Below are 14,190 nucleotides of genomic sequence, written 5' to 3' on the forward strand. Positions count from 1 at the left end.
AATTATACGGGTTTATTTCCAATTATACGGGTTTATTTCCAATTATACGGGTTTAAACCCGATTATACGGGTTTAAACCCTATGATCAAATACTAATTCAGGAGGAAAATATATGAATAAACCCTATGAAAAGGGCAATAGCCATCAAAATTGTATGTGAAGTTCGCAGCCTTTTCACCTTTATGTTCTTTGATAAGGCTAATCCGAAAATGGCAGCAACCATCATAAAAATCAAAGATCCTAATCCAATTATCCCCTCACTTTCCAATTTCCCTTCACTTATATACATGGTAACTCCATGAAAGATACCAAAAATCAAGGCAAGTAAACCAATAAAAGAATGATATTTCCCAAAAAACTTAGAAATGGATATAAGAAGCTTTTTTAAGTTTGGATAATTTGTCATCATCCATTTTAACGATTTTCTAATCGGAAATATCGTTCCAGCAGCAGACATTGCAATAATAGTACCCCATCCAATGGTTTTTCCTATATCTTTATAAGGGCCTTCTTCATCATGATGATCATCCCTTTGTTCTCCTCCATATCTTTTCGTAAAATCATCATCTGCCGAAACGACATGGCTTTCTAATGATAAAAAATGAATGATAAAAATAGATAAAAACATGACGAGTATTATTTTAAAATACTTCATAAATCCATTCTCCTTTATTAGTTATTGATTGTTCTTAGATTAGACGATAAAAATGAAAAATATCTGAAATCTAGAGTTTGGTCACTTTTGTTGATTTACTAGAGAAATTTTTAGAAAAAAACATCTTGTTCCCCACTTTATCTTTCATAGTTTTTTCAGAAACGATGATTAATATGTTTTTAAAAAGGAGGTGGAAAGGTGAAAACAAGGCTATTTAAGTGGACTTTATCGTTCATCATCCTCTTTTCTATTTTTCCATCAGTCCACAATGTAAAGGCTGATGATGAGGAGTATGAAAGGCATGATGGGCATGATGAGCATCGTGAGGAGCATGACCACGATGATGAGGAGTTTGAAGAATACGAGCGTAATGATGATTGGCAATCAGAAGAAAGTGTACAATTTCTCAGTAAAACTAATCAACAGTCACTTTGGAATATATGGACTAGGGATACAAGCACAGCCGTGACTGATGCCCTGCCATTCCAAGAAGCAAAAGAGGTGAATATAGAACGAAACGGCCAAGTGGAGCGGTTTTTTATTGTTCCTCAATCTGGTCAGCTTCTTATTTCAGGTGAAAAACTGGCAAAATGGCTGGAGGCAAAATTTAAATTCTATGAACAAACCAGAATTCTAGAAGTTTCAAAAGGGAATGCAGAATTAATTTTCCGTGCCGGTACCAATGCCGTCTATGAAAATATGGTAAAAACACCAATGCCAACAAGAGCTCTCTATTATGAAAATACCGTTTATCTTCCTGTTTCAGTCATCGCCAATAGTTTAGGTTATAGACTAAGCTGGAATGCAGAAAAAGAGACCATTATACTCGAGGAAATCTTATAAATGAGGTGAGTAGGATGAAAGCAAACACAAAAGCCAAATGGATTGTCGGCATTACCGGTACGGCCTTCTCAGCCTTTATGATCAGTCAACTAGACCAACCTGCTTCAACGGAACAAGGGGCAAATGCTGATTTGTTCGTTGCAGGAAAAGGCGTTTTAATGAGCAAGCGGGAAAAAGACCTAGCACAGCTTGATTGGAGCGACTTTTCCATACAGGCAGACAATGTCCAAAAGAAATCTGCCAATGATAGAACGACGAGAAGAACAAGGTGAGAAGACTAATGGATTCACTTGAAATGAGGGCTATGGATACCACTTTTTATATCGCGATATCAAATAGCGATATTTCTAATTGGCAAGATAGTATTACAGCATTGCTACATTATTTTGACCGGGAATTTTCAAGATTTCGAACCAATAATGAATTGTGGAGACTCAATCAGTTAGAAAGAAATGGGACAACAACGATTTCGCCTATCCTATATGACCTATTAAAAAGGGCTGATAATTATTTTTCTAAAACGGATGGGCGTTTTTCACCCTATTTGCTTACCCAATTGGAAGTTCATGGGTATGATCAAAGTTTTCCATTTGAAACTACTGAGAAACCCTATGTTCCTATTAACTATCAGACCAATACTCAGCCAATCATTTTTCTTGGTAACGGTAGAGTTAAAAAAAATACAACTAACAAAATAGATCTTGGCGGCATTGCTAAAGGCTACGCTGTTGAAGCTACAGCGAAATGGTTAAAGAAGAACGCCCGTTCAAAATTTGGGATTGTCGATGGCGGAGGGGATATGGCAGTATGGTCCAATGGAGAGAAAACTTGGAAAATAGGGATTATGGACCCTTTCAATGATGAAAAAGAAATAGGTTCTTTTGAAATTCAAAATGGTGGCGTTGCTACGTCTAATATTGTCTATCGAAGTTGGTGGCAGGATGGGATAAAAAAGCATCATCTGCTGGACGGGAGAACCGGTTTGCCAGTTGAACCAAAAATTGTCCAGGCTACCGTCGTCTCACATCAATGTTTGGATGCCGAAATAGCCGCAAAGATTTGTTTTATGGAAGAACCTATGTCTGTTAATGAAGTGATAAAAAGGATTAGTAATCAATTTAATTTTTTATTAGTTAAACCGGATGGTGAATTAATGAAAGGAGGAAATCATTAATGTATATTGCCTTCCTATCCACCTGGTTCCTCATCCGTCTGTCTGGATTTCTCGGCTACTTTCTATTTACATTTTCGATATCGGCTGGATTAATGAGCCGATTTACAGCTTTTCAAAAGAAAAGACCACTTATGATCGAACTGCATCAAACAAGCGGATGGGCAGGAATATTGGCCGTTATCTTTCACATGACATTGTTATGGAGGGATCGCTTTGTTCCCTATCCACTCACAGAGTTATTCTTGCCTTTTTCATCCGAAAATGCTCCTCTAGAATCTGCAATGGGTACCATTTCTTTGTATCTATTTTTGCTGGTCATCGCAACGTCTGATTTTTTGATAAAAAAACTTGGCAGGAACCTTTGGAAGAAAATTCATCTTCTTGTCATTCCTGCATGGATATTAATGGTTCTCCATGGCATCTTAATCGGAACAGATTCAAACCAGCCCTGGGCTGCTTTTCTGTATGGGGGAGGCGTTTTTCTAGTCATCACTTTACTGGGTTTTAGGCATTTGGAAAACACCTCAAAATCATTTTCCCCTAAAAATAAGATTAAAAAAACGCCATTGTGATCAATGGCGTTTTTTGACTCCATCCTTAAAAGGTAATGAAATAATAAATGCTGTTCCCTTGTTTATCTCACTTTTCACTAGAATTTTACCTCCATGTGCTTCAACAATGGTTTTAGCAATTGACAGACCAAGTCCTGAACCATCTCTGGACCTTGATGAATCCCCACGGTAAAACCGGTCATAAATATATGGCAGGTCTTCAGCGGCTATGCCAGGGCCTGTGTCTTCAATGGTTAACATAACTTCTTGTCCTACCGATTTTAACGAGCAGATAATACTCCCTTCTTTCGTATATCGGACAGCGTTATCTAATAAAATGTAGATTAGTTGTTGGATGCGAACTTTATCACCCCTTATCACGAGATGATCTTGGATACTCTTAGATAGGCTTAACTTTGGTGGGATGATTCTTGTGAATCGATAAATCAATAACTCTAGGAGCTCAGAAAAATCGATTTCTTCACATTCCAATTCAAAATGATCTTGATCGTTTCTTGCCAAAAACAATAAATCATTGAGAAGTTTATTCATCATTTCCGTTTCATTTTTAATATCTTCCAAAATTTCCTGACCAAAGGAACTTAAGTTCTCCCTTTCTTCCCTAACTAAAATATCTATCGAACTGTAAAAAATACTTAAAGGGGTTCTAAGTTCATGTGATGCATCTGAAACGAATTTCCGCTGGATTTGGAAGGATTTTTGAATCGGTTTTATCGCCTGCCCAGCAAAAAAATTTCCTGCCAATGCAAAAAGGATACTGAAAAAAAACGTCAGTAATAACAAAATCCAAATAATATTTTTGATCAGATGTTTCTCGTCTGTAATATCACTTCCAACAATAACATGACCGATTGTTTTCCCGTTAAATTGAATCGGATAATTTTTTAATAGTAAATGGAAATGACCCCATTCTAATTCTCTCGTAAAGGCATCTCTTTGTTTGTGCAGGCCATTGTCTTCGATATAACGGATTAGTCCACGGACTGATTCCTCACCTTGTACCAACATTTGATTGTTATTATAATTATAGTAGAAAACATTCCTTTCGGGTTTGAATTTCAATTGCTTATACTCACCTTCAGAAATTTCCTCGACCAGTTCGTGTTCTTCACTATCAAAAAACTTATTCAATTCTTGGATTTCCTGGTTTTTTATAGCTCCGGAGATCGTTACATACAGGATGATTATAAAGATAACTAAAATGATTAACAGAGATCCTGTATAAAGTAGGTTTAGCTTTGAGCGCACTGTATTAAACACCATGACTATCCCTCATTTTATAGCCTACTCCCCGAAAATTTTTGATGATTGATGGCCTACCCGGAAGGTCAATTTTTCTTCTAACCAGCTTAACCAAGGCATCGAGGGCATTTTCCGTCACATCAACATCAAACCCCCATATCCTTTCAATAAGCACTTCTCTTGTTAAGATTTGATGTTTGTTGCGCAATAAAAGCTCCAGTAGCTCATATTCCTTTTTAGATAGTTCAATGACTTCGCTATCCCGCTTGACGACATGTGTATTTAAATCTAATTGGATATTGTCGAAGGAAAGGATTTCTTCAAACGGCTTCTCCTTTCTCCTGGACAGGGCCCTTAGTCTTGCTGCAAGTTCCTCGAATTTAAAAGGCTTAATGATGTAGTCATCAGCACCAGTATCTAATCCAATTACCACATCCTCCAAGGAGTCCTTAGCTGTCAGAAAAATAATTCCCCCTTTATAACCCTTTTTTCTTAGTTTTTCACATGTCTCAATTCCGCTTAATCTCGGCATCATCCAATCCAGAATAATCACATCATAAACGGTCAACATAGCGTAATCATATGCACTCTGACCATCTCTTACCCAATCCACCCGGTGAAATTCTTTTCTCAACAAATGAAAAATCAACTTTCCTAAATTTTCATCGTCTTCCGCAAATAAGATATTCATAAAGTCTACACCTTCTCCATTTACATCCTGTTTACCTTAAGAATATCAAAAAAAACTGAAAAAAAATTGAAAATATCGGGACACTAGTCCTAATAGCAAAAAAAAGCCTTGTCGCTGGGTACCAACCCTAACACGACAAGGCTTTAAACTTCATATATTACTCAACCGTTACGCTCTTCGCTAAATTACGCGGTTTGTCGACATCGCATCCGCGGTGTAGAGCTGCGTAGTAGGAAATAATTTGTAACGGAATGACAGAGATAAGTGGTGCTAACATTGGGTTAACTTCTGGAATCACGAAGCTATCCCCATCTTGTTGTAAGCCTTCCATGGAGATAATGCAAGGGTTGGCGCCACGTGCGACAACTTCCTTGACGTTTCCACGAATGCTTAAATTTACATGCTCTTGTGTGGCAAGAGCGATGACTGGCGTACCCTCTTCAATTAAAGCTATCGTTCCGTGCTTTAACTCTCCTCCAGCAAAGCCTTCTGCTTGAATATAAGAAATTTCTTTCAGTTTCAAGGCACCTTCAAGGCCAACGTAGAAATCAAGGCTCCGGCCAATAAAGAAAGCATTACGAGTTGTCGATAAGAACTCATGAGCTAAGCGTTCGAATTCTTCCTTTTCACCACATAACGCTTCCATTGCGTTTGCTACAATCCCAAGCTCTTGAATCAGAGCAAAATCTACTCCCAAGCCACGGCTACGGCCGGTTACTTCTGCCAAAATAGATAACACCGCTAACTGAGCTGTGTAAGCTTTCGTTGAAGCAACGGCAATTTCCGGACCGGCATGTAACAACAGCGTGTAATCCGCTTCACGAGATAAAGTGGATCCAGGTACGTTTGTAATGGTAATGGCCTTATATCCCATTGCCTTTATTTCAACAAGTACCGCACGGCTGTCTGCCGTCTCACCACTTTGAGAAATAAAGATGAACAATGGTTTTTCAGATAATAATGGCATGTTGTAAACAAACTCACTTGAAATGTGAACCTCGACAGGGATTTTTGCCATTTTTTCGATAAACTGCTTACCAACCAAACCGGCATGATAGGAAGTACCTGCGGCAATGATGTAAATACGGTCTGCTCCATTCATCGCATCCAAAATCGGCTGCTCAATCACCAATTGGCCCTGCTCGTTTTGGTATTTTTGAATGATTTTGCGCATTACAATTGGTTGCTCGTCGATTTCTTTTAACATATAGTGAGGGTAAGTACCCTTTTCAATGTCACTCGCATCTAATTCTGCCGTATAAGCATCGCGGGAAATCACGTCACCGTTAAGGTTTTTAATCGTTACAGAGTCCTGTTTCACAACGACTACTTCTTTGTCCATTAACTCTACATACTGATTCGTTACTTGCAACATCGCCATTGCATCGGAAGCAACAACATTAAATGTGTCCCCTAAGCCGACTAACAATGGGCTCTTATTTTTCGCCACATAAATGGTTTCTCTATCTTGCTCGTCTAATAAGCCAAGTGCATAAGAACCGTGCAATAATTTCAATGTTTTGCGGAAAGCTTCTTCCACATCTAAGCCTTCGCTAACAAAACGTTCAATAAGCTGAACGATGACTTCTGTGTCTGTTTCACTTACAAACTCAATGTCTGTTAAAAATTCACGCTTCAATAATTCGTAGTTTTCGATAACACCGTTATGAACAAGTGTAAAGCGACCTGTTGTACTTTGGTGGGGGTGAGAGTTCACCTTGCTCGGAACTCCGTGAGTTGCCCAGCGTGTATGCCCAATTCCCGCATTAGCTAACACATCAACATTCACTTCTTCGCGTAAGTCCGCAATGCGGCCCTTTTCTTTAAAAACATGAACTCCGCCTTCGTTCATTACCGCGATTCCGGCAGAATCATAGCCACGATATTCAAGCTTTTCTAAGCCTTTTAATAAAATTTCCTTTGAATCCTGATTCCCAATATATCCAACGATACCACACATAGTTGAATGATCCTCCTTAAAAGTAAGGGGGACAAGTATGCAGGAGGCATAGCTTGCCCCCTTATCTCCGATTTATTGTCATAAGATTCACGGACCACTCTTTCCGATTCTCAAAGCTTACATATTCTTCTCTTTGTTCAACGGGTTACCCCGAAGGTTTAAAGAAGAACTTGACGGCTGTGTAAGGAACAACCGGGAGGTATCCGCCGAAATTTCGATAGTCCTCCACCTCGTCAACTAACCTCAGTTTCGTCCTTGTAGGTTAGTCCTGGCGCTTATGGTTAAAAACTTTTCTACTAAACCTCCTTTGGTAAAATTGAGTGGAAGTTTTTTTACAAAAACATGATTATCATACACCAGGGACTAGAAAACGTCAAGGAAAGAGTAAAATACTGGATATGACTTTGAGCTCTTACCAAAAAAACTGGTGCCATAATAAAATATGCATAAGGGCGCATATAAGTTCCCTTATGCATAGCTTTTCCTTCTATTCTTCTTTTAAGCCCATTTCGTCTCTCACGACATTAGCAATTCTTTCAACATACTGATTACATAATTCTTCAGATGAAGCCTCGGCCATCACACGTACTAGCGGCTCTGTTCCTGAAGGACGCACTAAAATTCGGCCATTGCCATTCATTTCAGCCTCAACCGCTTCAATGACAGCCTTAACTTTTTCGTTATCGGTTACATGATGCTTATCGGTTACGCGAATATTAACAAGTTTTTGCGGATATTTTTTCATCTCGCCTGCTAATTCGGAAAGTGATTTCTTCGTCATTTTCATAATATTAACAAGCTGTAAGCCTGAAAGTAAACCATCGCCGGTCGTGTTATAGTCTAGAAAAATAATATGACCGGATTGCTCCCCGCCTAAATTGTAGCCAGTCTTTTTCATTTCCTCGACCACATAGCGGTCACCGACTGCCGTTTGCACACTTTGGATACCATGGCTTTCTAAACCTTTATAGAATCCGAGATTACTCATAACGGTTGATACAACTGTTCCATGCTTTAAACGTCCATGCTCTTTCATATATTTCGCACAGATGTACATAATTTGATCGCCATCGACGATATTTCCATTTTCATCAACTGCAATCATCCGGTCGCCATCACCATCAAAAGCTAAGCCAACATCTGCGTTCTTTTCCTTTACAAATGCTGCTAAGGTTTCAGGATGAGTAGAACCGACACCATCATTAATATTTAGGCCATTTGGTGAAGCTCCCATTGTCGAAAGATCGGCTTCTAAATCAGCAAACAAATGCGCGGCCAGTGAAGAAGTTGCCCCATGCGCACAATCAAGTGCCACATGAATACCTGCAAAATCCTCATCAACCGTTTGTTTTAAATATTGAAGGTACTTTTGACCACCCTCGAAATAATCGATTACTTGTCCAAGTTTTGCCCCCGTTGGTCGTGGAAGGGTGTCCTCTCCCATATCTAGTAATGACTCAATTTCTTCCTCTTGGCTATCCGAAAGCTTGAATCCATCTGGTCCAAAGAATTTAATCCCATTATCGGCAACAGGATTATGCGAAGCAGAAATCATGACACCTGCCTGTGCTCCTTGCACCTTCGTTAAATATGCCACCCCAGGGGTAGAGATGACTCCGAGGCGTACAACCTCAGCACCAATCGATAAAAGTCCAGCCACTAATGCACCTTCTAGCATATGGCCTGAAATTCGCGTATCACGCCCAATTAATACTTTAGGTCGATCTTTATCCTTTGTTAAAACATATCCGCCAAACCGGCCAAGTCTAAAGGCAAGCTCTGGGGTTAATTCACTATTAGCAACTCCGCGTACACCATCTGTACCGAAATATTTTCCCATCAATTATTCGCTCCTTCTATCAAGACTGTTTTCGCATACATTGCTGCTTTTCGTATAAGTTCTTTTAACATATAATAAATTGCTTCGTGGACATCTTTTCGTAATAAAGTATGCGAAAATCGTCTGGATACCCTGCAAATGAACTTTATTATGCATCATAAGCAACAAAGTTTACGAAAAGAGCCTTTATCAATAAAAAATGCTTTCAACCTATACTTCTTTTTTAGTTATCGAAATCCGTGCTACTGGCTGAGATAAGGTCCACCGTATATCAGACGGCCCCTCGACTTGAATTTCCACATCGTGTAAACCAACTGTTAAATTGGATAAATCGAGAAAGAGATTAAAATCATTTTCTGTAAGATTTCTTAGCTTATTGCTTGGACCACTAACAATTAAATTGACAATCGCGTCGCTTGGGTCTCGGTATTCAACTTCAAAATCCTCAGGCAAGCCTTTATCTTTAATAAAGAGACCAGATATGGTTCGTTCCTCTACCTTAGTCACATCCACTTTTACATCCACCAATTGCGGTGTCACCTTCGTAATACCATTTCCAATAATAACTGGAAGGGTTAGAATCGTATCGCCCGTCAATTTCTCCAAATCTACTTCAACACGGACATTATCTGTTTTATCTAACACATCCTCCGGTCCAATAATCATCGCTTCATCTTTGTCGATAAATCCAATCGACTCAAGGATATATCCATCAGGAAGCCTGCCCTTTTCGACAATTTTAATCGGAACGGTCTTTTTTGTACTTTTTACTGGGATGGTTACCTGAACGGTTTCTGGTTCAACCACTACTTCCAGCTTGTTTAATTCCTTATCAAGCACTCTTACTTTCGCTTCTCTAGTGACAGATTTATCAAATTTACCCCGTAATTCTAACGTTGCCTTCACATAAGTAATCCGATCAATCTTGTCCTTAGCTCCAGTTATCGTTACCTTCGACGGCTCAACAACAGGTTGTTCAGCCGCATAACCATCTTCAAGTAAAGCGGAATCATATTCGGCTTCGACTCTAAACTCTTTTGTAACCCTTTCCTGAACATTAATATTGGCATAGGCAGGGTCAATTTGAACCTTTAATTTATTGTTAATATCCTTTATTTTGATTGGCACTGTATGATTACCAATTTTAATTTCTTTTAGGTCAACATACACTTCAAAGTTTTTTAATGCCTTAGCCGCTTGAACGTTTGGCATTGGGCCTTGAACAGTCACATCAACGGTATTGGGAACTCCTGAGATAACAAGGTTTTCGGTATCATAATATGAGGTAACCGGAACACCCTCTATCGTTTCGGTATTTTGCTCTCCCGGCACGTTAACTTGACCCGATTTTTCTTTGCCATCCGGAACAGCAGAATAAAGCAATAAGGCTAGCACTAAGGCGATAATTTTCATAAACCAGCGAGTATCCATTAATTTATCCATTGCTTTTTCCCCTCCAGTTCCAGAGAGTGGATGACCCCTGCTTAAGGGGCTGTTTCGTCAACAGTTCACTTGTTAATAGATCCTTAAAGGTATTTAAATTTAAATCCCGGTGTAGCTCCCCGTTCTTCGTTAACGAAATACTTCCCGTTTCCTCAGATACAACAATCGTAACACTATCGGTTACTTCACTAATCCCTAGTGCGGCACGATGGCGCGTTCCTAATTCCTTTGAAATAAATGGACTCTCGGAAAGCGGCAAATAGCAAGCTGCAGCGGCTACATTATTTTTTTGTAAAATAACAGCCCCATCATGAAGGGGTGTATTAGGGATAAAAATATTGATTAATAATTCCGATGAAATTTTGGCATGTAATGGAATTCCCGTTTCTATGTATTCGCTCATCCCGGTTTCACGTTCAACGGAAATTAAAGCCCCGATGCGCCGCTTCGCCATATAGTCGGTTGCTTTCACAATTGCCTCAATTCGTTTTTCCTGTTCGTCATCCTCATTAACCGTAGTTCTCGAAAAAAAACGTCCTCGTCCTAGCTGCTCTAGGGCACGTCTTAATTCAGGTTGAAAAATAATTATTATCGCAAGAAATCCCCATGTTATGGCTTGCTCTGTAATCCAACTTAATGTTTTCAAGCCGGAAAAATCACTGACAACTTTCACAAGAAGAATGACAAAGATCCCTTTTAATAACTGAACAGCCTTTGTCCCTTTAATGACCATTATCAGTTTATAGATCACATACCATACTAGGAGAACATCAACAATCATCGCTAAGTATTTCAAGAAACTGAAATCGGCCATCAGCATTGTCCTTCCTCCGTATAAGGTTTTACAGTTATTCTTTACTTAAGGTTTTTTCGATATTTGGTTTTTTTCGAAAAAGAGCCCTACTTGGTAACTTACTCATTATATCATATTTACGAAAAATAATAGTCCCTCGGTTGAAGGACTACTTCTGGTTATTCATTATCGAAAAATTGAATAGTATCTTTAGCTGTTTTTTTCATATGATACCAAATCCAATCAAATAGTTCATTGATTTCTTCAATATCCCCGGTTACCTTCCCAGCCGAAGCCAAATAGTTCTCACCATTGATAACCGTCACATTCCCTTTCACTTGCCCCTCTATTTTGATATCGCCATTTTTTACGACTACATCTCCACGAACCGTTTGCCCTTCTGGAACAATGACCGTATTATTTTCAACGATCAAATTTGGATTTTTGGAAACGGAAAACTCATGATCCGCATTCCAGCCATTTAGAAAACTTCCCCCCATTAAAATGAGAAACACAGCTGCTGCTGTAAGCATTGGATGGCTTCGGAACCACCGTTTCACACCAACTTGTTTCTTTTCCTTTGGGAGCTGTGCCATCACTTTTGCTGTAAAATCGGAAGGTGCTTGTAAATGAGAAGTACCTTGAACTAATGTAATAGCCTTTTTTAGTTCCTGAAAGTGCGTTTGGCAGTCCTGACAGGTTAAGAGATGTTCTCTAAGCTTCGCCTTATTTTCGGGGGATATTTCCTCATCTAAGTAATCATGCAAATACTCGATATAGATTTCCGAACAATTCATCTCTCTCACCTCTTTACATATGACGTAATTGTTTTCTTAATGCTTCCCTACCCCGATGTATTCGTGTTTTAACTGTACCAATCGGTAAATTTAAGATCTCACTAATTTCATTTAAAGAAAGATCTTCAATATACTTCAAAACAATGACAGAGCGGTATTTCTCCGGTAATTTTAAAATCTCACGTTGTATTGTTTCTTCAAGCTCTAAACTTTCTACTTCCTTCTCTGGCATATCTGTTTTTGAAGCAATTTGCGAATACATCGTTAACCCATCTGTCCCTGCTACTTCAGCATCTAAATAATAATCAGGCTTTTTCTTTCTGATCCGATCAATACAAAGGTTAGTGGCAATTCGAAATAACCAAGTGGAAAACTTCAAATCAATATTAAAACTATGAATATTAATAAATGCTCTAATAAAAGCTTCTTGGGCAATATCTTCAGCCTCATGACGATTACCAAGCATTCGGTAACTAAGCTGAAACACTTTATCTTTATACAGTTCAACAACTTCACCAAAAGCATCCTGGTCGCCCTTAAGAACTTGTAGAATTCTTTTTTTTACTATTGCTTCCATTTATTTACCTCCGCTCTACTGCGGCTAATCGATATACGCACCGATTGCAAAAAAGGTTTCATTTTTTTTATAAAATAATTCCCAACTCCTATATATTATCAAATATTACCAACTAAGTAGACCTTTTTACAAAAAAGAGTAGCCCTAAATACGAGCTACTACCTTTACCTATTATTCAAACGATACAATTATTTTAGTTTTTCACCTAATAATGATCCCATTAATGCAACCGCAACCGTAGCAGTTTTATTTTTCTCATCTAAAATCGGATTCACTTCTACGAATTCAGCCGAAGTAATAATTTCAGCTTCCGCTAACATTTCCATTGCTAAGTGGCTCTCACGATAACTAATTCCGCCAATTACTGGTGTTCCGACCCCTGGTGCATCGTGCGGGTCTAATCCATCTAAATCTAGCGATAAATGAACGCCGTCTGCATTTTCCTTCAAGTAAGCAATTGATTCTTCCATTACTCGAGTCATACCGAGACGGTCAATTTCATGCATGGTATATACTTTAATTCCTTTTTCTCTAATCAGTTCTTTCTCCCCATCATCTAAAGAACGTGCCCCAATAATAATGATATTTTCCGGTTTAACCTTTGGGCTATAACCCGCAATTTGTGTTAATGTCGTATGACCTAGACCCAAGCTGACGGCAAGAGGCATCCCGTGAATATTACCTGATGGAGAAGTTTCAGCTGTATTTAAATCACCATGCGCATCATACCAAATCACACCTAGGTTTTTGTAATGCTTGCTGACACCAGCTAATGTTCCGATAGCAATGCTATGGTCTCCACCTAGTACCAACGGGAAGGATCCATCCTGAATCACTTCACCGACAGCAAAAGCTAGCTTTTCGCTTGCTTCGGCAACAGCTTTTAAATTTTTTAAATTAGTTTCGGTATCAGAGGCTTTTACTGCACGTCCGATTTGAATATCACCGAGATCCTCAACCTCATAATTCAAATTTTCTAGCCGCTCAACAACTCCAGCATATCGAATCGCGCTGGGACCCATGTCTACGCCCCGTCTAGTTTGACCAAGATCAATCGGTACCCCAATAATAGATATCTTCTTCATCTTTTATAGCCCTCCTTCTCCCCTATACCTATTATTTTAACCGCTTACATGGGCTTGACTCAACTTGACAAAGTTATGAATATATATACGGTTTTTAGTAGGATGTGCTTATTTGAAGGGAATGGGGAATGAATAGGGGCGTGACGATTATATGATTATTAAATCGGATATGTGCTTTAAGGCCGAATAACTTGAATTAAACCCGGATAATCTGTTTTAAACCTGGATAACTCGATTTAAACCCGGATAATCTGTTTTAAACCCGGATAACTTGATTTAAACCCGGATAATTTGATTTAAACCCGTATAATTTATTTTAAACCCGGATAACTTGATTTAAACCCGGATAATTTGATTTAAACCCGTATAATTTATTTTAAACCCGGATAACTTGATTTAAACCCGGATAACAATAACACAAAAAAATGCCATCACTTTCATTATGAAAGTAATGGCATTTTGATGAGCCATGAAGGACTCGAACCTTCGACCCTCTGATTAAAAGTCAGATGCTCTAC

Annotated in this window: 14 protein-coding genes; 4 read left to right on the plus strand and 10 right to left on the minus strand. The window is 38.8% G+C overall.

Annotated features, from left to right (window positions below; genetic code table 11):
• Window positions 1-97 precede the first annotated feature (97 nt).
• Window positions 98-655, minus strand: a complete 558-nt coding sequence (locus tag ACX9YW_RS22150) for a hypothetical protein (RefSeq protein WP_460350723.1) — start codon at window positions 653-655, stop codon at window positions 98-100.
• A 198-nt stretch (window positions 656-853) separates the two neighbouring features.
• On the opposite strand from ACX9YW_RS22150, the gene ACX9YW_RS22155 reads away from it, so the two are divergent.
• From ACX9YW_RS22155 to ACX9YW_RS22170, 4 genes are read left to right on the plus strand one after another with little or no spacing between them, the layout of a single operon-like run.
• Window positions 854-1,498 carry a copper amine oxidase N-terminal domain-containing protein gene (locus tag ACX9YW_RS22155; protein ID WP_460350725.1) on the plus strand — a complete coding sequence of 215 codons (645 nt, stop codon included), beginning with the start codon at window positions 854-856 and terminating at the stop codon, window positions 1,496-1,498.
• Between the two features lie 14 nt (window positions 1,499-1,512).
• Window positions 1,513-1,770, plus strand: a complete 258-nt coding sequence (locus ACX9YW_RS22160; protein WP_460350727.1) for a hypothetical protein — start codon at window positions 1,513-1,515, stop codon at window positions 1,768-1,770.
• A gap of 8 nt (window positions 1,771-1,778) precedes the next feature.
• Window positions 1,779-2,672 (plus strand): FAD:protein FMN transferase, encoded by an 894-nt coding sequence (locus ACX9YW_RS22165; RefSeq protein WP_460350729.1) that lies wholly within the window; start codon window positions 1,779-1,781, stop codon window positions 2,670-2,672.
• Entirely contained in the window at window positions 2,672-3,244 is a 573-nt protein-coding gene (locus tag ACX9YW_RS22170; RefSeq protein WP_460350731.1) for a ferric reductase-like transmembrane domain-containing protein, read from the plus strand. Before ACX9YW_RS22165 ends, ACX9YW_RS22170 begins: the two co-directional genes overlap by 1 nt.
• Here the strand turns inward: ACX9YW_RS22170 and ACX9YW_RS22175 are convergent, their stop codons facing one another.
• From ACX9YW_RS22175 to rocF, 9 genes are all read right to left on the minus strand, one after another.
• On the minus strand, window positions 3,245-4,507 hold the full coding sequence (locus ACX9YW_RS22175; RefSeq protein ID WP_460350733.1) for a sensor histidine kinase: 1,263 nt from the start codon (window positions 4,505-4,507) through the stop codon (window positions 3,245-3,247).
• Entirely contained in the window at window positions 4,497-5,177 is a 681-nt protein-coding gene (locus tag ACX9YW_RS22180; protein ID WP_460350735.1) for a response regulator transcription factor, read from the minus strand. Before ACX9YW_RS22180 ends, ACX9YW_RS22175 begins: the two co-directional genes overlap by 11 nt.
• 157 nt (window positions 5,178-5,334) lie before the next feature.
• Window positions 5,335-7,137: a glutamine--fructose-6-phosphate transaminase (isomerizing) gene (gene glmS / locus ACX9YW_RS22185; RefSeq protein WP_460350737.1), complete on the minus strand. Its 1,803-nt coding sequence runs from the start codon at window positions 7,135-7,137 to the stop codon at window positions 5,335-5,337.
• Between the two features lie 487 nt (window positions 7,138-7,624).
• Complete coding sequence (gene glmM, locus ACX9YW_RS22190) at window positions 7,625-8,977, minus strand: phosphoglucosamine mutase (protein WP_460350739.1); 1,353 nt, start codon at window positions 8,975-8,977, stop codon at window positions 7,625-7,627.
• A gap of 210 nt (window positions 8,978-9,187) precedes the next feature.
• Window positions 9,188-10,420 carry a CdaR family protein gene (locus ACX9YW_RS22195; protein ID WP_460350741.1) on the minus strand — a complete coding sequence of 411 codons (1,233 nt, stop codon included), beginning with the start codon at window positions 10,418-10,420 and terminating at the stop codon, window positions 9,188-9,190.
• Entirely contained in the window at window positions 10,413-11,240 is an 828-nt protein-coding gene (gene cdaA / locus ACX9YW_RS22200) for a diadenylate cyclase CdaA (protein WP_460350743.1), read from the minus strand. The genes ACX9YW_RS22195 and cdaA overlap by 8 nt, the downstream gene beginning before the upstream one ends.
• Window positions 11,241-11,392: 152 nt before the next feature.
• Window positions 11,393-12,010, minus strand: coding sequence for a zf-HC2 domain-containing protein (locus ACX9YW_RS22205; RefSeq protein WP_460350745.1), 618 nt, complete (start codon window positions 12,008-12,010; stop codon window positions 11,393-11,395).
• A gap of 13 nt (window positions 12,011-12,023) precedes the next feature.
• Window positions 12,024-12,587, minus strand: a complete 564-nt coding sequence (gene sigW / locus ACX9YW_RS22210; protein WP_460350747.1) for an RNA polymerase sigma factor SigW — start codon at window positions 12,585-12,587, stop codon at window positions 12,024-12,026.
• Window positions 12,588-12,775: 188 nt separating this feature from the next.
• Window positions 12,776-13,672: an arginase gene (gene rocF, locus ACX9YW_RS22215; protein WP_460350749.1), complete on the minus strand. Its 897-nt coding sequence runs from the start codon at window positions 13,670-13,672 to the stop codon at window positions 12,776-12,778.
• Between the last annotated feature and the right edge of the window lie 518 nt (window positions 13,673-14,190).

The sequence above is a fragment of the Pseudoneobacillus rhizolycopersici genome (genome assembly GCF_054786815.1).

Bases quoted from the DNA above. Each gene is read 5' to 3' on its own strand.
- ACX9YW_RS22150 (WP_460350723.1), bottom strand. From the start codon at position 655: ATGAAGTATTTTAAAATAATACTCGTCATGTTTTTATCTATTTTTATC.
- ACX9YW_RS22160 (WP_460350727.1), top strand. From the start codon at position 1,513: ATGAAAGCAAACACAAAAGCCAAATGGATTGTCGGCATTACCGGTACG.
- ACX9YW_RS22165 (WP_460350729.1), top strand. From the start codon at position 1,779: ATGGATTCACTTGAAATGAGGGCTATGGATACCACTTTTTATATCGCG.
- ACX9YW_RS22170 (WP_460350731.1), top strand. From the start codon at position 2,672: ATGTATATTGCCTTCCTATCCACCTGGTTCCTCATCCGTCTGTCTGGA.
- ACX9YW_RS22175 (WP_460350733.1), bottom strand. From the start codon at position 4,507: ATGGTGTTTAATACAGTGCGCTCAAAGCTAAACCTACTTTATACAGGA.
- ACX9YW_RS22180 (WP_460350735.1), bottom strand. From the start codon at position 5,177: ATGAATATCTTATTTGCGGAAGACGATGAAAATTTAGGAAAGTTGATT.
- glmS (WP_460350737.1), bottom strand. From the start codon at position 7,137: ATGTGTGGTATCGTTGGATATATTGGGAATCAGGATTCAAAGGAAATT.
- glmM (WP_460350739.1), bottom strand. From the start codon at position 8,977: ATGGGAAAATATTTCGGTACAGATGGTGTACGCGGAGTTGCTAATAGT.
- ACX9YW_RS22195 (WP_460350741.1), bottom strand. From the start codon at position 10,420: ATGGATAAATTAATGGATACTCGCTGGTTTATGAAAATTATCGCCTTA.
- cdaA (WP_460350743.1), bottom strand. From the start codon at position 11,240: ATGCTGATGGCCGATTTCAGTTTCTTGAAATACTTAGCGATGATTGTT.
- ACX9YW_RS22205 (WP_460350745.1), bottom strand. From the start codon at position 12,010: ATGAATTGTTCGGAAATCTATATCGAGTATTTGCATGATTACTTAGAT.
- sigW (WP_460350747.1), bottom strand. From the start codon at position 12,587: ATGGAAGCAATAGTAAAAAAAAGAATTCTACAAGTTCTTAAGGGCGAC.
- rocF (WP_460350749.1), bottom strand. From the start codon at position 13,672: ATGAAGAAGATATCTATTATTGGGGTACCGATTGATCTTGGTCAAACT.